Source organism: Pseudomonas sp. ANT_H4 (assembly GCF_008369295.1).
In the GTDB taxonomy this organism is placed as follows: Bacteria; Pseudomonadota; Gammaproteobacteria; order Pseudomonadales; family Pseudomonadaceae; genus Aquipseudomonas.
Window position 1 is genome coordinate 101,371 of sequence record NZ_VOBG01000013.1, and the last position, 23,059, is coordinate 124,429.

Sequence of the window (23,059 nt, forward strand, 5' to 3'; positions counted from 1 at the left end):
ATTTTGTTTTTCTAATGATGCCCTTTGCGCTGATTTATCAGCCGTGTGCTTTGCTGTGCTTTTAGATACGACCCTTGTGGGAGTATCGTGTCCCCGTAATTACCCCTTGTGGGTAATGGAGTGGGCGAGCATAAAATAACCGAACGACGATAGTCGTGATGGTTTTTTATTCTGCTTGCTTCTTTTGATTTCGCTGTTGTCTGATTTTAGGATTGAATTTTTCGGGTGGAAATTATTTAAAAGGGAAGTCCAATAAAATCCAGAATTTATAATTCAGGATTTTATTGGACTGGGTTTTTAGTGAACGGTTAGGTCAAACATAGTTTGCAAGTCGCCAATTTCATACTCTTCAAGAATATTTTTCAGCGGGAATTTTGTCACGTTATTACAAATCCTTTCATCAACATCATCGTTTTTTCGGCGCATAGAAAAGCCAGTTTGCCTTGTAGATTTTGAATGTCTAACAAGAAATATAATATCGTTTGTCTTGAAAAAATAGTTTAGCTTTGCTCGACCTTCATCAGTCATAAACAAATCAATCACTGTTTTAGCACTTTCTATGTTTATAGTGTCTTTATCACTGGCTGCATTATGGATTAATAATATTTCTTTATTGAGGGCTTCGATTTCTTTTTCGGTGTTAGATATTTCCTGAATGAACTTGGTAGGCACATTGTAATCAGCCTCAACCATTTGGACATTCATATTGTCGAGTTTAGTCCGCCTTGAAATCAGCTGCTTTTGCTTCTCTTCAAGAACCAAATTATTGTTTTCGGTATCAGGTTTTAACAGGCTGTTGATTTTTGGATTGATAAATCTCGCTTGGGTGGAAATCCCTTTAAAGTCTCGCTTAAATTCCGTGGCTACTCGATTAATCATTTTTATGCTTTCTAATAGAGAGCCAAGCACATATTCAAACCTGATATTGTCAGCGGTGCAAATATGCTTTTGAACTCTGGCATTATCACATTTAAAGAAAGGATAAATCTTTCCTTTATAACGGCTTCCACGGTGGTCGTAGTAAAGTTTACCACCGCATTCGGCGCAAAAAATACAATGCTTGAAAATGTTAAAATCCTGTTCTGTTCTTCTACCACTCCAATTTTTTTGCTTGCGATTTGTCATCACATCCACGGCTTTATAGAAAAGCCCTGGCTCAATCAAGTTCGGGTAATAATTCTCGATAAAGCCAGTCAATATTTTTTTTGCTTTGCCATCTGCGGTGTATTCAATGCGATGAGTAGCCATACAACCAATTACAGTTTTATTTCTGATAATTTTGTTAAGTGTTCCGTTATTCCATTTTTTAAGCGAGGTTTCGTTAATCTTTGTGATTGCTGTATTAATGCCGAATTGGAGCAGTAGTTCAAAAAGCCTTTGAATTTCTTCTTGCTCTTCTTTTTGAATCACGAATTTATTATTTTCGACTCGCAAGCCGTAGGGGATAGATTTGCCCTTTTTGATGATGACTTCACCATTCTCTGCTTTTGCTTTACGTGCTTTCCAAGCAGATAACAAACGACCAGATTTTGTTTCAGACTCTTCGTTAGCCCTCTTCGCAATGAGGCTAATCATCAGGAGGTTTTCAAAATCCCGGCTTGGGTCATTATACGAATATGTCTTTTTGTCCACGGTCGTATAGATGTTGATGCCTTTTTTCAAAATCCCTTGAAGAAGCTCTACACCATCAAGCACCCGTTGGCGTGTTATTCGGTCAATACTCTCAACGACCAGATAATCACCCGCACGAATGGCACCGCTGCCCATCCTGTCTAACATCTCTTTGAAATTGCCAGACCGGGCGTTGTCGCCCCTGAACGCCGATTTTCCCTTGTCGTATACGACCTCCACGATCTTCGTCCCCGTGGTCGTCTCAAAGAGTTCTAAGGCGGTCAACTGGCGATTTTCGCTGTCGCCCGTTGCCTGAATTGCGCGGGAAAAGCGTATATATGCGTATGCTTTGGTCATTTTTTAACCACCCAAGATTCACTCGGAAAATTATATCACTAGATGATAATCCGGTTGCGCCGTGGAAAGTTACCGGCCTGGGGCGGAGCGTCCAACGGGAATTCGGAAACCACGGCACTGCCTTGGGCAATCATCGCCTCGGCCAAGCGTCGGTGGCGCTGTGGATAAAAATTTTCCAGCCCGGTGCCCAGCACGCCGATTGTATGCCCCCCAACATCCAAAGCCGCCTGGTGAGCGGCGCCGTCGATGCCCAGGGCAAGGCCACTGGTAATGACAAAACCGGCACTCGCTAGGCTGCGGGAAAACGCGGCGGCGGTGTCCATTCCTGGCCTGGAGGCACGGCGGCTGCCGACCATCGCCAGCTGTGGCTTTTCCAGAATGCCCGGGTCGCCAGCGACGAATAATAGCGGTGGCGCGTCATCCAATTCTGCGAGCAGCGCCGGGTAGTCGGGGTGGTCCCACATCAGCAAATGCTGGGCCGGACGCTCTAGCCAGGTCAATGCCGCGCTGGCGCCGTCACGCACTTCCTCGCTGCGCCGAGCATCGGCGCTAGCCGCCTTGAGGCCCAGGGAGCGCCAGGCACTGGCCGGTGCACTGATGGCTTTTGATGCCGAACCAAACGCCTCGATGAGTTTTCGAAAACCCCTGGGGCCCAGTTCCGGCAGCCTGTGCAAGCGTAGTCGAGCTTCCAGTTCTGCCGGTGAAATTTCGCGGTTATTCGTCGGTAACATTTGATCATCCTTGATCATGAACAAGCTGTGGATAACTCTGTTGGTAACTTATTTAGCAGACTAATTATTGCACCGCGCCAGGACTCTGAAATCGGTCCATCACAGCCAGTGAGCGCGACGCGCTGAGGACCAAGCCGTAACTGAGCTTTTCATAGGTGCGAAACACCAGAAGAGTCCCGACGCGCTCGTCGGGAATCTTCACCGGTGTGCCTGTAACCCTGTCACGGACGGTTTCTCCGGTTTTCGTCACGGCCAGCAAATGACCTTGCGCCAGACCGTCGCGACGCCCCTTGTTCAGAATGACCGTATCAAACACCCCAATCTGCGTGACGCCACGGGGAACATCGATAATTTGTCCTGCAATGGCGTGAGTAGGCGCGTAAGCCAGCAAATCAGGCATACCTTCGGGTAGTTGAGTGCTGAGCAGACGATCCCCCGGTCGTACCTCCTGGGTGACCCGTTGCACAGCCAGGGTGGTGACATCACCCACCATCACCACGCGGGCAGTGCCGATATCGTCAGCGTTGATCCCCAGCAGCTCCTGGCTGTCGGGGTCGGTAAAGACCTTGCCCTGGCGGAAGATGCCATAGCTGGGCTGCGCAGGGTCCAGGGCGCCCCGGGCATAAATGCGTTCGCCGTTGGCGCCCAGCACACGCCCGGCCTGCGCCCCGACAATGTAAGGCGCGCTGTCCAGCTCCTGCGACGTATCGAGGATGCGGTCATGCAGTAAAAAACGCTGGATAGCTTTCAGCGTCTCGCTGCCCAGCGGTTGCGGGTGTTGTGGGTAATTGCCGATGGACGGGGCCTGTATATTGGCCGTGACGGCCTGTGCCCACACCAGCAAGACGAGTAGCGATTTCCTCATGGGGTGAATCTCCTTTATTATGTACGTTCGCGTGAAACGCTAGGGCCTTCGCGGCTTTGCAGCGTTTACACCGGCAACCTGGGTCCATCCCGGTGCCGACTTGCCTTTACCTCACATGTGCAGCAATTACGCTTATGGCTATTTTGAACATCCTCGAATTCCCGGACTCGCGCCTGCGCACTATCGCCAAACCGGTGGCCGTAGTGGACGACGAAGTTCGTCAGTTGGTCGATGACATGTTTGAAACAATGTATGAAGCTCCGGGCATCGGCCTCGCCGCGACCCAGGTCAACGTGCACCTGCGCGTCGTGGTTATGGACCTGTCCGAAGATCGCAGCGAACCGATGGTGTTTATCAACCCAGAGTTCGAAACCTTGACCGACGAAATGGGCCAGTACCAGGAAGGCTGCCTGTCGGTGCCGGACTTCTACGAGAACGTCGATCGTCCGCAGCGCGTCAAGATCAAGGCCCTGGACCCTAACGGCAAGCCGTTCGAGCTGATTGCCGAAGGCCTGCTGGCGGTGTGTATCCAGCATGAGTGCGATCACCTCAACGGCAAACTGTTCGTCGATTACCTGTCCACGCTTAAACGCGACCGGATCAAGAAGAAGCTGGAAAAGAAGCATCGCCAGCAAGCTTGATTCCCCTCTTTCAAAGGCTTGCTGCGGCAAGCCTTTTTCTTTTGTGAGATGTTTCCCATGACCGAGCCACTGCGCATCGTTTTTGCCGGCACCCCCGAATTCGCCGCCGAACACCTTAAGGCCCTGCTCGCCAGCCCCTATGAGATCGTGGCGGTGTACACCCAACCGGATCGCCCGGCCGGTCGCGGGCAAAAACTGATGCCCAGCCCGGTCAAGCAACTGGCACTTGAGAACAACATCGTCGTGCTGCAACCGCCAACCCTGCGTAACGCCGACGCCCAGGCCGAACTGGCTGCACTGAAACCGGATTTGCTGGTGGTGGTGGCCTACGGTTTGATCCTGCCGCAAGTGGTGCTGGATATCCCTCGCTTGGGTTGCATCAACAGCCATGCTTCGCTGCTGCCGCGCTGGCGTGGAGCAGCGCCCATCCAGCGCGCGGTGCAAGCCGGTGATGCCGAGAGCGGCGTGACCGTGATGCGCATGGAAGCGGGCCTGGACACTGGGCCGATGCTGCTGAAAGTCACCACGCCGATCAGCAATGAAGACACCGGTGGCAGCCTCCACGACCGCCTGGCCGAGATGGGCCCTGCGGCCGTCGTCCAGGCCATCGCCGGTTTGGCAGCGGGCACGTTGGAGGGCCAAGTGCAGGACGACAGCCTCGCCACCTACGCCCACAAACTGAACAAGGACGAAGCCCGCATCGACTGGAGCCTCCCGGCAGTGGAGTTGGAGCGCCTGGTTCGCGCCTTCAACCCATGGCCGGTTTGCCACAGCACCCTCAATGGCGAAGCCTTGAAAGTCCTCGCCTCTACCCTGGCCGAAGGCAAGGGCACGCCGGGCGAAATCATTGGCTCCAGCAAGGACGGCCTGCTGGTGGCCTGCGGCGAGCAGGCGCTGTGTCTGACCCGCCTGCAATTGCCCGGTGGCAAGGCGCTGAACTTCAGCGATTTGTTCAACAGCCGTCGTGAGAAATTTGCAGCCGGCATCGTCCTGGGCCTTGCGGTGGACGCCCAATGAACCCGCGTCTGGCCGCCGCCAAGGCCCTGGCCGCCGTGCTCAACGGCAAGGCTTCCCTCAACAGTTCGTTGCCGATCCAGCTGGATAAAGTCGAAGACCGTGATCGCGGCTTCACCCAGGACCTGGCCTTCGGTACCGCTCGCTGGCAGCCGCGATTGTCGGCGTTAGCGGCCAAGTTGCTGCAAAAACCGTTCAAGGCTGCGGATGCCGATGTCGAGGCGCTGCTGCTGGTTGGCCTTTATCAACTGCTTTACACCCGCGTGCCACCCCACGCGGCCATCGGTGAAACCGTCGGTTGCGCCGACAAACTGAAAAAAACCTGGGCCAAGGCCCTGCTCAACGCCGTGCTGCGCCGCGCCCAACGGGAAAGCGAAGCGCTGCTGGCCGAGCTGGAACATGACCCGGTGGTGCGCACCGCCCACCCGCGCTGGCTGCAAAAATCCCTGAAAGCCTTCTGGCCTGAGCAATGGGAGGCCATCTGCGCCGCCAACAATGCTCATCCTCCGATGATTTTGCGGGTCAATCGGCGCCATAAAAGCCGTGACGCTTACCTTGTATTACTGAGCGAGGCAGGCATTGCCGCCACCGCCTGCGTCTACAGCCAGGACGGTATCGTCCTTACTGAACCTGGCGATGTGCGCAATCTGCCAGGCTTCGCCGAGGGCTGGATCAGCGTGCAGGACGAAGCCGCACAACTGGCCGCAGGCCTCCTGGACCTGGCGCCTGGTCAACGGGTTCTGGACGCCTGCTGCGCACCGGGCGGCAAGACTTGCCACATCATGGAAGTCGAGCCTGGCCTGGCCGGCGTAGTGGCGGTGGACCTGGAAGCCAAGCGCCTGGTACGGGTGCGGGAAAACCTTGCGCGCCTAGGCCTGAGCGCCGAACTGATCGCCGCCGACGGCCGCGACACAGCCGCTTGGTGGGACGGCAAGCCGTTCCAGCGCATCCTGCTGGATGCACCGTGTTCGGCCACCGGGGTGATTCGCCGCCACCCGGATATCAAGCTGACCCGCCAGCCCGACGACATCGCCGCCCTGGCCGTATTGCAAGGTGAGTTGCTCGATGCCCTGTGGCCGACCCTGGAAGTTGGCGGCATCTTGCTCTACGCCACCTGCTCCACCCTGCCCACCGAGAACACCGAAGTGATCGAAGCCTTCCTCGCTCGCACCAGCGGCGCGCGGGAGTTGGACCTCGACATCCAGGCGGGGATCAAGCAGCCTCATGGCCGCCAGCTGCTGGCCCAAGAGGGCGGTCACGACGGCTTCTACTACGCCAAACTGATCAAGATTGCCGCCGCTCGCGGCCGAAATAGTTTTAAAGGAGTGACCGGATGAAAATCATCATCCTCGGCGCAGGGCAGGTCGGCGGCACGCTGGCCGAGCATTTGGCCAGTGAAGCCAACGACATTACCGTGGTCGATACCGACGGCGAGCGCCTGCGTGATCTGGGCGACCGCCTCGATATCCGCACCGTGCAGGGCCGCGCCTCGTTCCCGACGGTGCTACGCCAGGCCGGCGCCGACGACGCCGACATGCTGGTGGCCGTGACCAACAGCGACGAAACCAATATGGTCGCCTGCCAGGTCGCCCACACCCTGTTCCACACCCCGACCAAAATCGCCCGGGTGCGGGAAGCGGCCTACCTGACCCGCGCCGGCCTGTTCGACAACGACGCGATTCCGGTAGACGTACTGATCAGCCCGGAACAGGTGGTCACCCATTACATCAAGCGCCTGATCGAACACCCCGGAGCCCTGCAAGTGATCGACTTTGCCGAAGGCAAGGCGCAGTTGGTGGCGGTCAAGGCCTACTACGGCGGGCCCCTGGTGGGTCAGCAACTGCGCCAGCTGCGCGAGCACATGCCAAATGTCGAGACCCGGGTGGCGGCGATTTTTCGTCGCGACCGGCCGATCCTGCCCCAGGGTGACACGGTGATCGAGGCCGACGACGAAGTGTTCTTCATCGCCGCCAAGGCAAATATTCGCGCGGTAATGAGCGAAATGCGCCGGCTCGATGAGAGCTACAAACGCATCGTCATCGCCGGTGGCGGGCAGATCGGCGAACGTTTGGCCGAGGCCATCGAAAGCCGCTACCAGGTGAAGATCATCGAGATGAACCCGGCGCGCTGCCGGTACTTGTCCGACACCCTCGACAGCACCGTCGTACTGCAAGGCAGTGCATCGGACCGCGACCTGCTGCTGGAAGAAAACATCGCCGACGCCGATCTTTTCCTGGCCCTGACCAACGATGACGAAGCCAACATCATGTCGTCCTTGCTGGCTAAACGGCTGGGGGCGAAGAAGGTGATGACCATCATCAACAACCCGGCCTATGTCGATCTGATCCAGGGCGGCGATATCGACATCGCCATCAGCCCGCAACTGGCGACCATCGGCACTTTGTTGGCCCACGTGCGGCGCGGCGATATCGTCAGCGTTCACTCGTTGCGCCGGGGCGCAGCGGAAGCCATCGAGGCGATTGCCCACGGCGACTCGAAGTCGAGCAAGGTGATCGGTAAGGCAATCCGCGACATTGGCTTGCCGCCTGGGACCACCATCGGCGCGATCATCCGTGATGAAGAGGTGATCATCGCTCACGACGACACGGTGATCGCTACCGGCGACCACGTGATTCTGTTCCTTGTGGATAAAAAACATATCCGCGATGTGGAGAAGCTGTTCCACGTGGGACTGAGCTTTTTCTGATCAACCGGAGTGACCGATATGCTCGAATCCCTGGAAAAAATGCTCGCCAAGGGTGTGGATAACTCGCTGCTGCGCTTTGGGTTGGGCAAGGGTTATCTGGACCTGAAAGACAATGCCAAGGCGGCCGAGCATTTACAGCAGTGCGTGGCGTTTGATCCGAAGTATTCGGCGGCGTGGAAGTTGTTGGGTAAAGCGCAGTTGGGGCTGGATGATCGCGCAGCGGCGCGACTGGCCTGGGAGCAGGGGATTGCAGCCGCGCAGGCCCATGGCGACAAGCAGGCAGAGAAAGAGATGACAGTGTTTCTGAAGAAACTCGATCGCCAGACTTGAATTACTCATGTGGCAAGCGGGCTTGCCCGCCCGCCACAATGAGCCTCACAGCCTCTAGAGGCTTGCGCCGGGCTTAGTACCACCGCGCCTCACCCGGCGGGCGTTTCTTGAAGCGTTTCATGCTCCACATGTACTGGCTCGGATACGCCCTCACATACCGCTCCACCACCTTGCTCATCGCTGCGCAGGAAGTTGCGGTGTCGGTGCTGTACATGTCGTCCGGCGCCGCTTCGAGAATCACTTTGTACCCCGAACCGTCCGGCAGCCGTAGCGCATGCAGGAACACGCCAACGGCTTTACCGCCCGCCAGCATGTTCGGCACAAACTTGCTGGTCAGCGCCTGAGTGGCGAAGAACGGCACGAAGATCCCGGCAGACTCTGCCGGCTCCGGATCAGCAGGAATACCCACCTGGCCACCTTTGCGCACTTCCTTGATGACACTGAGGATGCCTTCCTTGGTGGACGCCGCCACCCGGTTGCCCAACTGCACCCGCTGTTTGCGTAGCAAGTCATCCACCGCCTTGAGCTTGGGCGGACGGTAGAAAATGATCGGTTTGCACTGGTTGCAATAGAAGTGGTTCAACACTTCCCAGTTGCCCAGGTGGCTGGTGATGCCCACCACGCCTTTGCCGGAAGCCAACGCTTCGTGCAGCACTTCCAGGCCTTCGACTTCGCGCACCAGGTCGATGGAGCGCTGGGCCGGCCAGATCCAGGCACAGGCGCTTTCGGTCAGGGACTTGCCGATGTCCATCAGGCTTTGCCCCACCAGACGCTCGCGCTCGGCCGGGTCCATATCCGGGAAGCATTTGGACAGGTTGATCCGCACCGTGTCACGGGAGCGATTGGGGGTTTTCCACATGATCCAGCCAATGGCCGTCCCCACGGCTTGCACGGCGCGCCAGGGCAGCAGGGCAAACAGCCTCAGAGCGCCTACCAGCAAGGCGCCTTTAATCTTTTCCACAGGTCACTCCTGATGTTGTGCGGTGCGCAAAGCGACCATTCTAACCGCCGTTGGCGAGGGTAGCGTAACGATCACAGTCTAGGGTGTGGTCCATGACCATACCCGAGGCCTGCATGAACGCGTAACAGATGGTCGGCCCGACGAACGTGAAGCCGGCTTTTTTCAAGCTTTTACTCATGGCTTCTGCGATGGGCGTGACGGCCGGCACTTCGCAGCGATCCTTGAAATGATTGATGCTCGGCACGCCGCCGACAAACGACCAGAGAAACCCTACCGGGTCCTCCAAAGCCAGCCAGGCAACGGCATTGCGCCGGGCGGCATTGAGTTTCAGACGATTGCGGATAATTCCCGGATCAAGCATCAATGCCTCGATTTCTTCATCGCTTATCTGCGCCACCCGCTGTACATCAAAAGCGAACAACACCTTTCGATAGTGCTCGCGTTTGCGTAAAACGGTGATCCAGGACAGGCCCGCCTGGAACCCTTCGAGTAAAAGCAACTCGAACAAACCCTGCGCATCGCGTAGCGGCGTTCCCCACTCCTGATCGTGATAAGCCATGTACAGCGGATCTTCAGAACACCAAAAGCAGCGTGGCATAAGGCTCCAGGGGATGGTGGCGCGGCCGAATCGGGTATACTCCCGCTCTTTAAATCGCAGCCCAAGTAACAGGTGAATTTCGTGAGCCAGCCTACGCCAGCCGTGCGTACCTTCCAAGACTTGATCCTCGCCCTCCAGCAATACTGGGCCGAGCAAGGCTGTGTGGTACTTCAGCCCTATGATATGGAAGTAGGCGCCGGCACTTTCCACACCGCTACCTTCCTGCGGGCCATCGGCCCGGAAACCTGGAACGCCGCTTATGTGCAGCCCAGTCGTCGCCCGACTGACGGCCGCTACGGCGAAAACCCAAACCGCCTGCAGCACTACTATCAGTTCCAGGTGGTCTTGAAGCCTAACCCGGACAATTTCCAGGAGTTGTACCTGGGCTCATTGAAACATGTCGGCCTGGACCCGCTGGTCCACGACATTCGTTTCGTCGAAGACAACTGGGAATCGCCGACCCTGGGCGCCTGGGGTTTGGGCTGGGAAGTCTGGCTCAACGGCATGGAAGTCACCCAGTTCACCTACTTCCAGCAAGCGGGCGGCATCGAGTGCTACCCGGTGACCGGCGAGATCACTTACGGTCTTGAGCGCCTGGCCATGTACCTGCAGGGCGTGGATTCGGTCTACGACCTGGTCTGGGCTGACGGTCCGTTCGGCAAGGTCACTTATGGCGATGTGTTCCACCAGAACGAAGTGGAGCAGTCGACCTACAACTTCGAACACGCCAACGTCGAGAAACTGTTCGAGCTGTTCGACTTCTACGAAAGCGAAGCCAAGCGCCTGATCGAACTGGATCAGCCGCTGCCGTTGCCAAGCTATGAGATGGTCCTGAAGGCATCCCACACCTTCAACCTGCTGGATGCCCGCCGAGCCATCTCGGTTACTGCGCGCCAGCAATACATTCTGCGTGTACGCGCCCTGGCGCGTTCCGTCGCCCAAGCCTACCTGCTGGCTCGCGCCAAGCTCGGCTTCCCGATGGCGCACCCAGACCTGCGTGATGAAGTGTTGGCTAAGCTGGAGGCTGCACAATGAGTGCTCAAGATTTCCTGGTTGAACTGGGCACCGAAGAGCTGCCGCCCAAGGCACTCAATACCCTGGCCGACGCGTTTCTGGCCGGTATCGACAAGGGCCTGCAAGCCGCTGGCCTGGGTTATGAAGCCAAGAAGGTCTACGCCGCACCACGCCGCCTGGCCGTCCTGATCACCGCTTTGGCCACTCAGCAACCTGATCGCAGCATCAACCTCGACGGCCCGCCACGCCAGGCCGCCTTCGATGCTGAAGGCAACCCGACGCAAGCAGCCTTGGGTTTTGCCAAGAAGTGCGGCGTCGAGCTAAGCGAAATCGACCAGAGCGGTCCGAAACTGCGCTTCAGCCAGATCATCAAGGGCAAGCCAACCGCAAGCCTCTTGCCGACCATCGTTGAAGACTCCCTGAACGACCTGCCGATTCCCAAGCGCATGCGCTGGGGTGCCCGCAAGGAAGAGTTCGTGCGTCCGACCCAATGGCTGGTAATGCTGCTCGGTGACCAGGTCGTCGATTGCACCATCCTCGCCCAGAGGGCTGGCCGGGATTCGCGTGGTCACCGCTTCCATCACCCAGAAAGCGTGCGCATCACCGCGCCGGCCAACTACCTCAATGACCTTCGTGCAGCCTATGTGCTGGCGGATGCCAATGAGCGCCGCGAGCTGATCAGCAAGCGCACCGAAGAGCTGGCCCGTTCGCAGGAAGGCACCGCCATCGTGCCGCCAAGCCTGCTGGACGAAGTGACCGCCCTGGTTGAGTGGCCAGTGCCGCTGGTGTGCTCGTTCGAAGAGCGTTTCCTCGACGTGCCGCAAGAAGCGCTGATCACCACCATGCAGGACAACCAGAAGTATTTCTGCCTGCTGGACGTCGACGGCAAATTGCTGCCGCGTTTCATCACCGTGGCCAATATCGAGAGCAAGGACCCGCAGCAGATCATCGAAGGTAACGAGAAAGTCGTTCGCCCGCGCCTGACCGATGCCGAGTTCTTCTTCAAGCAAGACAAGAAGCAGAAGCTGGAAGACTTCAACCTGCGCCTGCAAAACGTGGTGTTCCAGGAAAAACTGGGCAGCGTCTACGACAAGGCTGTGCGGGTTTCCAAGCTGGCGGCCTACATCGCCCCACGCATTGGCGGCGATGCCACTCTCGCCGCCCGAGCCGGCCTGCTGTCCAAGTGCGACCTGGCCACGGAAATGGTCGGCGAGTTCCCGGAGATGCAAGGTGTTGCCGGTTACTACTACGCCCTCAATGACGGCGAGCCGCAAGATGTCGCCCTGGCCCTGAACGAGCAATACATGCCGCGCGGTGCGGGTGCTGAACTACCGACTACCGTCACCGGCGCAGCCGTGGCCATCGCCGACAAGCTCGATACCCTGGTGGGTATCTTTGGCATCGGCATGTTGCCTACCGGCAGCAAAGACCCGTACGCCCTGCGCCGTGCAGCCCTGGGCGTGCTGCGGATTCTGATCGACAAGAAGCTCGACCTCGACCTGACCCAGGCCGTGGTGTTTGCCGTCGGCCAGTTCGGCGCCAAGGTCAAGCAAGCCGGCCTGGCCGAGCAAGTGCTGGAGTTCGTCTTCGATCGTCTGCGTGCTCGTTACGAAGACGAAGGTGTGGACGTTTCGGTCTACCTGTCGGTTCGTGCCCTGCAACCGGGTTCGGCGCTGGACTTCGATCAGCGCGTGCAAGCCGTTCAGGCCTTTTGCAAGTTGCCAGAAGCTGATGCGTTGGCCGCCGTAAACAAACGTGTGTCGAACCTGCTGAGCAAGGCCGAAAACCTCGGCTCTGCTGAAGTCGATCCCGGCCTGTTTGCCGACGCCAAGGAGTTCTCGCTGAACTCGGCCATCGCCAAGGCGGAAAACGCGGTGAAGCCGCTGATCGCTGAACGCAACTACGCCGAAGCATTGGCGCGCCTGGCCACCTTGCGTGAGCCGGTCGATGCGTTCTTTGAAGCGGTGATGATCAATGCCGAAGATGCGGGCGTGCGGAAAAACCGCTACGCCATGCTGGCGCGTCTGCGTGGGTTGTTTATCAATATCGCTGACATTTCCGTACTGGGCTGATCATGTTGAAACTGCTGATTCTCGATCGGGACGGGGTGATCAACTACGACTCCGACGCTTACATCAAGTCGGTGGAGGAGTGGATTCCATTGCCCGGCTCGATCGAGGCCATCGCGCAGTTGAGCAAGGCGGGCTGGACGGTGGCAATCGCTACCAACCAGTCCGGCATCGCCCGTGGCTACTACGATGTTGCCACCCTCGATGCCATGCACGCGCGTTTGCGCACATTGGTAGCAGAGCAGGGCGGTGAAGTGGGGCTGGTGGTTTACTGCCCCCACGGGCCGGATGAGGGCTGCGCTTGTCGCAAGCCAAAACCGGGCATGCTGAAAACTATTGCAGAGTATTACAATGTGCCGTTGACGGGCCTATGGTTCGTCGGGGACAGTCTCGGTGACTTGGAGGCGGCCAAAGCCGTCGACTCACAACCAGTTTTGGTAAAAACCGGAAAAGGCGAAAAGACCCAGGGTAAAACCCTGCCGGTAGGCACCTTGATTTTTGACGATCTGGCGGCGGTTGCCACAGAACTTATCAACAACTAGCAGCACTTCTGACTTCCTGATCAAGGACTGTTCGGGAGCGCGCTTTTAACAGGCGGGCCTCGGCCCGCAACGGTAAATGCCGCCATGTCGATCTTGCAGGCCATCAGAACCTTCTTCTTTTACCTGCTGCTGGGCACCAGTTCCTTCCTCTGGTGCACCCTGAGCTTTTTTATCGCGCCTTTTTTGCCATTCAAGGCGCGCTATCGTTTCATTAATGTTTTTTGGTGCCGCTGCGCGTTGTGGCTGACCAAGGTGTTCCTGAACATTCGTTTCGAGATCAAGGGCGCCGAAAATGTCCCGGACACACCCTGCGTGATTCTGTCGAACCACCAAAGCACCTGGGAAACCTTCTTTCTGTCGGCGTATTTTTCGCCATTGAGCCAGGTGCTCAAGCGTGAACTGTTGTACGTGCCATTCTTTGGCTGGGCCATGGCTATGCTGCGGCCGATCGCCATCGACCGCGACAACCCCAAGGCCGCGCTCAAACACGTGGCGAAGAAGGGTAACGAGCTGCTCAAGGACGGGGTTTGGGTACTGATCTTCCCCGAAGGTACTCGCGTGCCGTTCGGTACGGTCGGCAAATTTTCACGCGGTGGTACGGCGTTGGCGGTCAACGCTGACCTGCCGGTCCTGCCGATAGCCCACAATGCCGGCAAGTTCTGGCCGAAGACGGGTTGGGCTAAACGCGCGGGCACCATTACCGTGGTGATCGGCGAACCGATGTACGCCGAAGGCAGCGGCCCGCGTGCCATTGCCGCGCTCAATGACCGTGCTGCGGCCTGGAATGAAGCACAACAAAGGGCCATGGGTTCGCTGCCGCCTTTGCCGGTTGCAGAAGATCAGACGGTGATTTGAGTTTCTGTGGATAAGCTGTGTACGGTTTGTTGGCGAATTGTAGTTTTTTTATTGTAGGCTGATGATTTACCTACATATTTCTCAAACTCATAAAACAACTGAAATAGTGCATAAGTTTTTTCAGCAGTAAAAAACCGGCCCTTGAGGCCGGTTTTTTATGCACAGGTAAAAAGCCTGCTATTTAGTCTTTCCAGAGGGGCAGTTGCAGCCTGAACACAGTGCCTTCGCCCACTACGCTCTCACACCCGATACGGCCAGCATGACGATCCACTACCGCCTTGACCATGGTCAGGCCCAGCCCCAATCCTTCGCTGCCCTGGGCAGAGGCGAAGCGTCGGTATTGGCTGAACAGATCAGGTAAATTCTCAGCGGCGATGCCTGGGCCTTGATCCTTGATACGACACTCCAAGCATTCTCCTGTGCTTTCGAGGCTCAAGGTGACGGTCGTACCGAACGGGCTGTATTTAATCGCGTTCTCCAACAGATTGAACAAGGCGCGAGTCAGCAGCGATTGATCAGCCCAGACCATTTCCTCGCCAGCCTCATCCAGGTCATTAACCAACTGGATGCCTTTCAACTGGGCCAGTAGCGCAACCTGGTCAAACGCATCGAGCACCAGCATGGCGAACAAGCTGGGCTGGAACTGATAGCCGTCGGATTCGGCTTTGGCCAGTTGGACAAACGACTCGGTCAGGTTCAAGGCGCGACGCACTTGTTGTTCTATTTGCACAAATACAGGTGCGACCTCTGGGGATTCATGGCGTTGGACATCCAGCAACGCAAGAATCGCCGAATGAGGCGCCCGCAGGTCGTGAGACAGGAAGCGCAACAGGGTTTCCCGCTGCTGCTGGGCATCACGCTCAATGCTCAAGTCTGTCAGGCTCAGCAGCCAGCCCAGAGCCACATCGCCATCCGCCGGCAGAAGCGGGGCAAGGTCCAGGCGCAGGCTGCGTTGCTGGGTGTCACGAAATTCGAGAATTTCCAGGGCAGACAGGGGCGGGCGAGTGCCATCCAGTAAAGGCGGATAGCCCAGCGCCGCGAGCTGTTCCAGCAGGTTCTCGGTAACCAGTTCACTACCAAACACATCACGGGCGATGCGATTGGCCAGCAGGATGCCGCCCCTCGGGTCTGTAATCAGCGTGGCCACCGGCAAACACTCCAGGCCATCGGCCATAAAACGTCGGGTGTCGCGAGTGCGGCTGACAGCTTGCTCCAGAGCGAAGATTCGGCCCTGCAACACATCGCCGTTACTGGCGGGCGCACGACGACGTTCCGGCAACACATTGGGCTCGCTGTCCAGGCGTGCCAGCTCCCAGCCGAAATAGGCCAGGATTACGCTCAGGCGACGCCAATTCCAGATCAGGTAGCCAAGCAGCAAACCGATCAGGCATGCCCCCGGCGACCACCAGCCACCCAGGCGCAACAGCCCCCAGGAACCAAGGAGCGCGGCGCTCATGCACCCTAGGGTCAACCACAATGCATAACGCGGGCGAAACAGCAGCAGGCCCAATAGCAGCGCAACCATCGAGGTGCCCATCAACGTAGCCAGCCAAACGGGCAAGACGGTGATGCTGCGCCCTTGCAACAGGCCATTGAGGATATTGGCCTGGATCTCGACACCTGATGTGGTGCCCACGCTGGCCGACAATGGCGTGACGTATCGATCCCCCATGCCAGGGGCGGTGGCACCCACCAGAATCAGGCGATCACGCAACAACTCAGGCGGGACTTCACCGCGCAAGACGCTGACGTAGGGCACACTGGGAAAGCCATCGTCGGTGTCGATGTAAGGAATCCGAATGGCATTTTCCCGCTGCCAATCGGCGCTGTCTGACGGGGCAGGCAACCCGGGCATTACCGCCTGCCGCCCGGTCAGTTCGAACGCCAGCCATGCCAATTGGGGTGTCATTCGTCCCGGCGGGCCTTCACTCAGATAAAGGCTGCGGACAATGCCGTCGCTGTCCGCTTCGACATTGATATGGCCGACGCCTCTTGCGCAATCGCGAAGGGGCAGCACGGGCAGGATTTGCGCCACCGGTTGACCGTAGCGAGGCATTCCTTCGCGGATCAGCGGCAGTAACACATTGCCAGCATCGCAGAGCGCCTGGGCCAGCCGTTGATCGTTGGCGAGATCACGAGCCGGTTCGCTGAAAATCACATCGAACAAAATACCGGCGGGTTTGGCGGCGCTCAGTTGGTCAATCAGGTCGGCATGCAGGCGGCGCGACCAAGGCCACTGACCCAGCTGCTTAAGACTGAGGTCATCGATGGTCACTAGCAGAATGCGCGGATCAACCGGTAAGGGAGCCAAACGGCGCAGGCTGTCATACAACAGATTATTGAGCGCAAGGCCAGGGCTCAGAGACAGGAATGCTGTCATTGGCAGCAGCAGCAGGCTGATACACAGCCACTCCCGGACCAGGCCGTAAAACAGCCGCTGAGCTTGAGTCGGCTGGCGCTTTTCAGCCCTGCGCCAAAACCTCACCAGCCTGTCGCCACAACGCTACTGCACACGGGTAGCGGGCGGGTAATAGAAAATGTCATAGACCCCGGCTTCCCCCTCCAGTCCCTGTTCATCAAAAGCAGATACGCGAACGTGATAAAACGATGCTTTTAATCCAGTGAAGTTCAAGTGCGGCTCGCTGGAAAAGTTTTCCTGCTTGATGTTCATAAACGCTTTATCAGTGGCCACTTGGGCACGATAACGCTGGGCACCCGGTTGCGGGCGCAGGTACAGGGTCCAGACCGGCGCATTGCCCTTCTGGCCGTCCTGGCCGATCAGCCTGGGCGCGTCCAGCAACTCTACAGTCTTGAGCTCGCCCTGTTTTTTGAGCAGTACACCTTGGCGGGCACCAACCTTCACTTCGCCTTCCACAGGACCTACCGGCAGCTGCTTTTTCGCTGTTCGCCCGGCAGTCGGCGGTTCCGTACGATTAACCGCCACTTGACCATTGAGCACCTCGACAACTGATTGCTCGTCATCGTTACGCACGCGAAAGTGGGTGCCACGCACCCCAAGCACACCCACCGGAGTCACGATCTGAAAACGATCATAGTCGCTGGCGCGCTTGAGCACATACGCCTCAACCTGACCCTGCTCCAGGATCACCTGGGGAATTGCCTGCTCTTGCACTAGGTGCAATCGAACTTGAGAGCTGGATGGCAACACGATTCGCGAACCATCCCCCAGCAGCAGACTGACAAACGCCGATGGGGAAGTTTTCACGCTTTCCTGCTCATCAATCTGCATGCCTTCCTCCAGCACGCTTGACCGTCCTTTGGCATCCAGCTTCCAGGCTTCGCCTGTAAGGTGCTGGACAACCGCAGGCAAGGGCTGTGCACGACATAAATGATTGTCATCAATGTAAGGCGCACGGACAGGAGCGGGCCGCGCCATGACGGACGGGCTACTGACACCGAGCGTAAAAATCAGGCCTGAGCCCAACAACAGGAAGAGGGCAGAGCGGTATCGGCAGGGAAAGAAGGTCATGGTGCTCATCAAGATTCTAGTTCTAATGGTTCATCAGAAAGCACGTTCAGAAAGCGTCTTGCGGCGGCAGGACCTTGAATGCTGCCTACGATACCCGATGACGCATCGCACTCGATAGCCGTAATGTCTGGCGCATTGGAAGTGATCGTCGGCTGGCCGGTGATCCATTGAAAATGGATGACACGTCCATGTGTCGACCGGATCAACAGTGTCGAATCCGGGGTGTACATCGAAGAGATACTGTCCCTCATATCCCTGCGACGGCAGTTCACGGCGAACCATGCACTGCGGTTGACACATCCAAGTGTCGCAGGTGCATCCCGCACGCCTGCTTGTGTCACACAGCAATAGAGAATTTACCTACAGCGACGACGCATAGAGGGATTTGCAACATTTGTTCAGATTTAGAATATCCACCGTTGGTTTTGCAGACGTACGCTGGCTTGTTGAAACTGCGCAGGCGCCTCTACGTTGCGAAGCCCTGCGTATCCCAGAGAGTCGCCCGACTCACTGGGCATGTGCAACTCATCGACCGGAATGGGTTGCACCGGATTGCAGGCATCAACCGTTTCCGTGCCTAGGCTTGCCGCGGTGGCCATCATCAACATCGTCCCCCACACACTGACCTTCTGCATGACGACCTCTCGTCCCGACATAGCATAAAACCTGATTGCCATTGATCCTTTTCCTGAAGGTCTTGAGCCGGTATCTTTCCAGCTGGGTATTCGCGATGTTCAACTGCCAAACGGCTATTTGATATCAGCGTACCGAGAGATCCAGGGATCTGAGAATTTGGCCATAATTGTTCAGATTCAATGGTCGGCATCTGCGCAGTAGTGCTCCCTCATGAAATCGAGCCGACGCCTCTGCTGTATTCTTCAAGAAGAAAGGACCCTCCCATGCGTGTCGCGATACTGGATGACGAACCTGCCGAATTACGGCGGGTGGAACAGACACTGCGACAAATCCCAAGCGCTTCGGAGCAGCCATGGACGCTGCATTGCTTCGAGCGCGGTGAAGACTTGCTACGCCAACTGCGCCGAGAAACCTTTGACTTGCTGGTGCTCGATTGGCAGCTACCTGATCTCAGCGGCCTGGCGATCCTGCGCTGGACCCGCGAACACCTGGACGCACCACCGCCAGCCATCATGCTCACCAGCCGCGATGCCGAGAGCGACATCGTCCAAGCGTTGAACAGTGGAGCGGATGATTACGTCAGCAAACCCTTTCGTCCCAATGAACTCAAGGCACGGGTCACAGCGGTCCTGCGGCGCCACGGTTTACAGAAATCCGCAGCAAGCGAAGTATTAACCTTCAATGACCTGACGTTTGATGACGCCGAGTTGACAGTTACGCGGGGGGGAAACCCTATCAACTTGACCGAGCGTGAATACCGACTAGCACGCTGCTTATTCGCTAACCTGGCGCGGCCACTGTCTCGTGAATACCTCTATGAGCGGTTTTGGACCCATGAGGAAATGGTGTCTTCACGGCCGCTTGATACCCATATCTATCGGCTGCGTAACAAGCTGGGATTGACGACTGACCGGGGATGGCAGTTGCTGACTATCTACGGGTATGGCTATCGGCTGGAGAGTGTGGCTGCCGCTAGCGCTTAATAAAAAGGCACCTTCTCAGATGTTCCACGTGGAGCATTTAGAAAATTTGCGATTCTTTACTCAATAAAAAAGGCCAACGCTAAGCGCTGGCCTTTTTTTGTTTTGCTTCGCAGCCTGATTAGAAGTCCAGGTTAGACACCGCCAAGGCATTGCTCTCGATGAAGTCACGACGAGGTTCAACCGCATCACCCATCAGGGTGTTGAAGATCTGGTCCGCACCAATGGCATCTTCGATGGTCACGCGTAGCATCCGGCGCTGGCTAGGGTCCATGGTGGTTTCCCATAGCTGATCCGGGTTCATTTCGCCCAAACCTTTATAACGCTGAATGGTGTGACGCTTGGTACTTTCAGCCATCAACCAGTCCAGGGCTTCCTTGAACTCCTTGACCGCTTTCTTGCGTTCGCCACGCTGAATATAAGCGCCGTCGTCCAGTAAGGTGCTCAGTTGCGCGCCGAGTGTGACAACAGTCTTGTAGTCATTGCTGCCGAAGAAGTCGCGGTTGAAGGTGACGTAGTTCGACAGCCCATGGGAGATCAGCTCGACCTCTGGCAGCCAGACGTTACGTTCACGGTCTTCACGCAGGCTGGCTTTGTAAACCAGGCCGGATTTTTCCACGGTGCGCAGACGAACTTCGTACTGGGCCAACCAGTCCTGCATCGCTGCATGATCGCCCAGTTGTTCGAGGCTGACTGCTGGCAGGTAGATGAAGTGCTCGGTCAGCTCCTGAGGGTACAGGCGCGACAAACGCTTGAGGGTCTTCATCACCATGCGGAAGTCGTTTACCAGACGCTCCAGCGCCGGCCCGGAGATTCCCGGAGCTTCGTCGTTCAAGTGCAAGCTGGCATCTTCCAGGGCCGACTGCGTCATGTACTCTTCCATGGCGTCGTCGTCTTTGATGTATTGCTCTTGCTTGCCTTTTTTCACTTTGTACAACGGCGGCTGGGCGATGTAGATGTAGCCACGCTCGATCAGCTCCGGCAACTGACGGAAGAAGAAGGTCAGCAGTAGGGTACGGATGTGCGAACCGTCGACGTCAGCATCGGTCATGATGATGATGTTGTGATAACGCAACTTCGCGATGTTGTACTCATCACGACCAATGCCACAGCCCAGAGCGGTGATCAAGGTGCCGACTTCCTGAGAGGAAATCATCTTGTCGAAGCGGGCTTTCTCGACGTTGAGGATCTTGCCCTTCAACGGCAGGATGGCCTGGGTGCGACGGTTACGACCTTGCTTGGCAGAGCCGCCAGCAGAGTCACCTTCCACTAGGTACAGTTCGGAGAGGGCAGGGTCCTTCTCTTGGCAGTCCGCCAGTTTGCCCGGCAGGCCAGCAATATCCAGCGCGCCTTTACGACGGGTCATTTCACGGGCTTTACGCGCCGCTTCACGAGCCCGCGCCGCGTCAATCATCTTGCCGACAACCAGCCTGGCTTCGTTCGGGTTTTCCAACAGGAAGTCGGAGAAGTACTTGCCCATTTCCTGTTCCACTGCCGTCTTCACTTCTGAGGACACCAGCTTGTCTTTGGTCTGCGAGCTGAACTTAGGATCAGGAACCTTGACCGAGATAATCGCGGTCAGGCCTTCACGGGCATCGTCGCCGGTGGTGGCAACTTTGTGTTTCTTCGCCAGACCTTCCGCTTCGATGTAGGTGTTCAGGTTACGCGTCAGTGCGGAACGGAAACCCACTAGGTGAGTACCGCCATCGCGCTGTGGAATGTTGTTGGTGAAGCACAACAGGTTCTCGTTGAAGCTGTCGTTCCACTGCAGAGCGATTTCCACGCCGATGCCGTCTTCACGCTGTACGTTGAAGTGGAACACTTCGTTGACCGGAGTCTTGTTGGTATTCAGGTATTCAACGAACGCACGCAAACCACCTTCGTACTTGAACAGCTCTTCCTTGCCGCTGCGCTCGTCCTTGAGGACGATGCCGACACCGGAGTTGAGGAAGGACAGTTCACGAATCCGCTTGGCCAGGATGTCCCAGCTGAAGTGGATGTTCTTGAAGGTTAGGTCAGAAGGACGGAAGTGGATCTGGGTACCGGTGGTTTCGCTTTCGCCAACGATCTTCATCGGCTCCTGCGGAACGCCGTGAACGTAGGTCTGTTCCCAGATCTTGCCGCTGCGACGCACGGTCAGCACCAGCAGTTCGGAGAGGGCGTTCACCACGGAAACACCTACACCGTGCAAACCGCCAGATACTTTGTAGGAGTTGTCGTCGAACTTACCGCCGGCGTGGAGCACGGTCATGATGACCTCTGCTGCCGAAACACCTTCTTCTTTATGCACATCTACCGGAATGCCGCGACCGTTGTCGCGCACGGTGATGGATTCGTCCGGGTGGATGATGATGCTGATGTCGTCGCAGTGACCGGCCAAAGCTTCGTCGATCGAGTTGTCGACCACCTCGAACACCATGTGGTGCAGACCGCTGCCATCATCGGTGTCACCGATGTACATACCGGGACGTTTGCGTACGGCATCCAAACCTTTAAGCACTTTAATGCTGGTCGAGTCGTACGTATGTTCTTCGCTCATGCCTTACTCCCGATGGTCGTGGGTCTGGGTGATACGGCCTTGTTCCACGTGGAACAAAGCAACTGGCGTTTCCGTCTGCCAGCCTTCCCTCAATAATTCATGGTCTACACAGGTGATAAACACCTGGCAGCGTAAGTCTTCCAACAAGCGGCATAGCGCGCGGCGGTGCTGCTCGTCCAGTTCGGACGGCAAGTCATCCACCAGATAAATGCACTGGCCTCGCCGAGCCTGGCTGACCAGATGCCCTTGGGCGATACGCAACGCACAGACCACCAACTTCTGCTGACCGCGAGACAAAATGTCTGCGGCGTTATGTGCACCTAATCTAAGGCGCAAATCAGCCCGTTGTGGTCCGGCCTGGGTGTGACCAATTTGCTGATCCCGTTGTAGAGAAGTGGCGAGCACTGCACTCAGTTCCCGCTCTTTATCCCAACCACGGTAATAGCTCAACGTTAAACCTTCGAGCTCTAGCAACTCGCTCAAGGTCTGTTCAAAGACTGGTTTCAAGGCTTTGATATAGGCGCGGCGGTATTCATCTATTTCAGCGCTGGCCAGGCACAGCTCCCGGTCCCAGGCCGCTTGCGAAGCGGCGTCAAGTGTACCATGCCGCAGCCACGAGTTCCGCTGCCGCAAGGCCTTCTGCAGGCGCTGCCAAGTGGCCATGAAGCGCGGTTCCACGTGGAACACTCCCCAGTCGAGGAACTGCCTGCGAATTTTTGGTGCACCTTCCAGCAACCGGAAACTGTCGGGGTTGATCAATTGTAGGGGCAGTATTTCCGCCAGTTGCGCCGCACTGCGAGCATTTTGCCCATCAATGCGGATCTGAAATTCCCCCTGACGGTCGCGGGATATCCCCAGGCTGCTGTGACCGCCTTCCGCCAATTCGACCTGGCCGAATACGGTACACGCCAACTGCTCGTACTGAATCACCGGCAACAGACGCGCACTGCGAAAGGAACGGGCAAGCCCCAGCAAGTGAATGGCTTCCAGAACGCTGGTTTTGCCACTGCCGTTGGCGCCATGGAGAATATTGATGCGGGGAGAGGGGGAGAGGGTCACCGGGTGCAAATTGCGCACCGCGGTGACCGAGACGCGACTGAGGGACATCTAACTTCTGCT

Annotated in this window: 19 protein-coding genes and 1 pseudogene; 10 read left to right on the forward strand and 10 right to left on the reverse strand. The window is 57.1% G+C overall.

The window, feature by feature from the left end; genetic code table 11:
• Positions 1 to 297: 297 nt before the first annotated feature.
• The 3 genes and pseudogenes from FQ182_RS17855 to FQ182_RS17865 all read right to left on the reverse strand — a co-directional run bounded on the left by FQ182_RS17855 (position 298) and on the right by FQ182_RS17865 (position 3,564).
• Positions 298 to 1,968, reverse strand: a complete 1,671-nt coding sequence (locus tag FQ182_RS17855; protein ID WP_149412809.1) for a recombinase family protein — start codon at positions 1,966 to 1,968, stop codon at positions 298 to 300.
• Between the two features lie 44 nt (positions 1,969 to 2,012).
• Positions 2,013 to 2,699 (reverse strand): annotated as a pseudogene (locus FQ182_RS17860) (DNA-processing protein DprA); the annotation flags it as partial.
• 64 nt (positions 2,700 to 2,763) lie between these two features.
• A complete protein-coding gene (locus FQ182_RS17865) occupies positions 2,764 to 3,564 on the reverse strand; it encodes a peptidoglycan-binding protein (protein WP_149412810.1) in 801 nt (266 codons plus the stop codon).
• 134 nt (positions 3,565 to 3,698) lie between these two features.
• On the opposite strand from FQ182_RS17865, the gene def reads away from it, so the two are divergent.
• The 5 genes from def to FQ182_RS17890 are packed head-to-tail and all read left to right on the forward strand — an operon-like array spanning position 3,699 to position 8,256.
• Positions 3,699 to 4,205: a peptide deformylase gene (def, locus tag FQ182_RS17870; RefSeq protein ID WP_149412811.1), complete on the forward strand. Its 507-nt coding sequence runs from the start codon at positions 3,699 to 3,701 to the stop codon at positions 4,203 to 4,205.
• Positions 4,206 to 4,262: 57 nt separating this feature from the next.
• On the forward strand, positions 4,263 to 5,222 hold the full coding sequence (gene fmt, locus FQ182_RS17875) for a methionyl-tRNA formyltransferase (RefSeq protein WP_149412812.1): 960 nt from the start codon (positions 4,263 to 4,265) through the stop codon (positions 5,220 to 5,222).
• A complete protein-coding gene (rsmB, locus tag FQ182_RS17880; protein WP_149412813.1) occupies positions 5,219 to 6,556 on the forward strand; it encodes a 16S rRNA (cytosine(967)-C(5))-methyltransferase RsmB in 1,338 nt (445 codons plus the stop codon). The genes fmt and rsmB overlap by 4 nt, the downstream gene beginning before the upstream one ends.
• On the forward strand, positions 6,553 to 7,926 hold the full coding sequence (trkA, locus tag FQ182_RS17885; protein WP_149412814.1) for a Trk system potassium transporter TrkA: 1,374 nt from the start codon (positions 6,553 to 6,555) through the stop codon (positions 7,924 to 7,926). The genes rsmB and trkA overlap by 4 nt, the downstream gene beginning before the upstream one ends.
• 18 nt (positions 7,927 to 7,944) lie before the next feature.
• Positions 7,945 to 8,256: a hypothetical protein gene (locus tag FQ182_RS17890; RefSeq protein ID WP_149412815.1), complete on the forward strand. Its 312-nt coding sequence runs from the start codon at positions 7,945 to 7,947 to the stop codon at positions 8,254 to 8,256.
• A 73-nt stretch (positions 8,257 to 8,329) separates the two neighbouring features.
• On the opposite strand, the gene FQ182_RS17895 is transcribed toward FQ182_RS17890, so the two are convergent.
• Positions 8,330 to 9,217 carry a lysophospholipid acyltransferase gene (locus FQ182_RS17895; RefSeq protein ID WP_149412816.1) on the reverse strand — a complete coding sequence of 296 codons (888 nt, stop codon included), beginning with the start codon at positions 9,215 to 9,217 and terminating at the stop codon, positions 8,330 to 8,332.
• Positions 9,218 to 9,257: 40 nt separating this feature from the next.
• Positions 9,258 to 9,815, reverse strand: coding sequence for a DNA-3-methyladenine glycosylase I (locus tag FQ182_RS17900; RefSeq protein ID WP_149412840.1), 558 nt, complete (start codon positions 9,813 to 9,815; stop codon positions 9,258 to 9,260).
• Between the two features lie 81 nt (positions 9,816 to 9,896).
• On the opposite strand from FQ182_RS17900, the gene glyQ reads away from it, so the two are divergent.
• The 4 genes from glyQ to FQ182_RS17920 all read left to right on the forward strand — a co-directional run bounded on the left by glyQ (position 9,897) and on the right by FQ182_RS17920 (position 14,295).
• On the forward strand, positions 9,897 to 10,850 hold the full coding sequence (glyQ, locus tag FQ182_RS17905) for a glycine--tRNA ligase subunit alpha (protein ID WP_133100625.1): 954 nt from the start codon (positions 9,897 to 9,899) through the stop codon (positions 10,848 to 10,850).
• Entirely contained in the window at positions 10,847 to 12,901 is a 2,055-nt protein-coding gene (glyS, locus tag FQ182_RS17910; RefSeq protein ID WP_149412817.1) for a glycine--tRNA ligase subunit beta, read from the forward strand. The genes glyQ and glyS overlap by 4 nt, the downstream gene beginning before the upstream one ends.
• Positions 12,901 to 13,440 carry a D-glycero-beta-D-manno-heptose 1,7-bisphosphate 7-phosphatase gene (gmhB, locus tag FQ182_RS17915; protein ID WP_178114480.1) on the forward strand — a complete coding sequence of 180 codons (540 nt, stop codon included), beginning with the start codon at positions 12,901 to 12,903 and terminating at the stop codon, positions 13,438 to 13,440. The genes glyS and gmhB overlap by 1 nt, the downstream gene beginning before the upstream one ends.
• Before the next feature lie 84 nt (positions 13,441 to 13,524).
• The gene (locus FQ182_RS17920; protein WP_149412818.1) at positions 13,525 to 14,295 is read left to right on the forward strand and encodes a 1-acyl-sn-glycerol-3-phosphate acyltransferase; all 771 of its coding nucleotides are present in this window, start codon (positions 13,525 to 13,527) and stop codon (positions 14,293 to 14,295) included.
• 181 nt (positions 14,296 to 14,476) lie between these two features.
• Here the strand turns inward: FQ182_RS17920 and FQ182_RS17925 are convergent, their stop codons facing one another.
• From FQ182_RS17925 to FQ182_RS17935, 3 genes are all read right to left on the reverse strand, one after another.
• Positions 14,477 to 16,780: a CHASE2 domain-containing protein gene (locus FQ182_RS17925; protein ID WP_149412819.1), complete on the reverse strand. Its 2,304-nt coding sequence runs from the start codon at positions 16,778 to 16,780 to the stop codon at positions 14,477 to 14,479.
• A gap of 18 nt (positions 16,781 to 16,798) precedes the next feature.
• A complete protein-coding gene (locus tag FQ182_RS17930; RefSeq protein ID WP_149412842.1) occupies positions 16,799 to 17,785 on the reverse strand; it encodes a FecR domain-containing protein in 987 nt (328 codons plus the stop codon).
• Positions 17,786 to 18,189: 404 nt separating this feature from the next.
• The gene (locus tag FQ182_RS17935) at positions 18,190 to 18,420 is read right to left on the reverse strand and encodes a hypothetical protein (RefSeq protein WP_149412820.1); all 231 of its coding nucleotides are present in this window, start codon (positions 18,418 to 18,420) and stop codon (positions 18,190 to 18,192) included.
• 264 nt (positions 18,421 to 18,684) lie between these two features.
• Here FQ182_RS17935 and FQ182_RS17940 point away from each other — a divergent pair, with 264 nt between their 5' ends.
• Positions 18,685 to 19,404: a response regulator transcription factor gene (locus FQ182_RS17940; RefSeq protein ID WP_149412821.1), complete on the forward strand. Its 720-nt coding sequence runs from the start codon at positions 18,685 to 18,687 to the stop codon at positions 19,402 to 19,404.
• A 118-nt stretch (positions 19,405 to 19,522) separates the two neighbouring features.
• Here the strand turns inward: FQ182_RS17940 and gyrB are convergent, their stop codons facing one another.
• Positions 19,523 to 21,940 carry a DNA topoisomerase (ATP-hydrolyzing) subunit B gene (gyrB, locus tag FQ182_RS17945; protein ID WP_149412822.1) on the reverse strand — a complete coding sequence of 806 codons (2,418 nt, stop codon included), beginning with the start codon at positions 21,938 to 21,940 and terminating at the stop codon, positions 19,523 to 19,525.
• Between the two features lie 3 nt (positions 21,941 to 21,943).
• Positions 21,944 to 23,047, reverse strand: coding sequence for a DNA replication/repair protein RecF (gene recF / locus FQ182_RS17950; RefSeq protein WP_133100632.1), 1,104 nt, complete (start codon positions 23,045 to 23,047; stop codon positions 21,944 to 21,946).
• Between the last annotated feature and the right edge of the window lie 12 nt (positions 23,048 to 23,059).

Coding starts and splice junctions, on each gene's coding strand:
- FQ182_RS17855 (WP_149412809.1), bottom strand. CDS start 1,968: ATGACCAAAGCATACGCATATATACGCTTTTCCCGCGCAATTCAGGCA.
- FQ182_RS17865 (WP_149412810.1), bottom strand. CDS start 3,564: ATGAGGAAATCGCTACTCGTCTTGCTGGTGTGGGCACAGGCCGTCACG.
- def (WP_149412811.1), top strand. CDS start 3,699: ATGGCTATTTTGAACATCCTCGAATTCCCGGACTCGCGCCTGCGCACT.
- fmt (WP_149412812.1), top strand. CDS start 4,263: ATGACCGAGCCACTGCGCATCGTTTTTGCCGGCACCCCCGAATTCGCC.
- rsmB (WP_149412813.1), top strand. CDS start 5,219: ATGAACCCGCGTCTGGCCGCCGCCAAGGCCCTGGCCGCCGTGCTCAAC.
- trkA (WP_149412814.1), top strand. CDS start 6,553: ATGAAAATCATCATCCTCGGCGCAGGGCAGGTCGGCGGCACGCTGGCC.
- FQ182_RS17890 (WP_149412815.1), top strand. CDS start 7,945: ATGCTCGAATCCCTGGAAAAAATGCTCGCCAAGGGTGTGGATAACTCG.
- FQ182_RS17900 (WP_149412840.1), bottom strand. CDS start 9,815: ATGCCACGCTGCTTTTGGTGTTCTGAAGATCCGCTGTACATGGCTTAT.
- glyS (WP_149412817.1), top strand. CDS start 10,847: ATGAGTGCTCAAGATTTCCTGGTTGAACTGGGCACCGAAGAGCTGCCG.
- FQ182_RS17920 (WP_149412818.1), top strand. CDS start 13,525: ATGTCGATCTTGCAGGCCATCAGAACCTTCTTCTTTTACCTGCTGCTG.
- FQ182_RS17930 (WP_149412842.1), bottom strand. CDS start 17,785: ATGACCTTCTTTCCCTGCCGATACCGCTCTGCCCTCTTCCTGTTGTTG.
- FQ182_RS17935 (WP_149412820.1), bottom strand. CDS start 18,420: ATGCAGAAGGTCAGTGTGTGGGGGACGATGTTGATGATGGCCACCGCG.
- FQ182_RS17940 (WP_149412821.1), top strand. CDS start 18,685: ATGCGTGTCGCGATACTGGATGACGAACCTGCCGAATTACGGCGGGTG.
- gyrB (WP_149412822.1), bottom strand. CDS start 21,940: ATGAGCGAAGAACATACGTACGACTCGACCAGCATTAAAGTGCTTAAA.
- recF (WP_133100632.1), bottom strand. CDS start 23,047: ATGTCCCTCAGTCGCGTCTCGGTCACCGCGGTGCGCAATTTGCACCCG.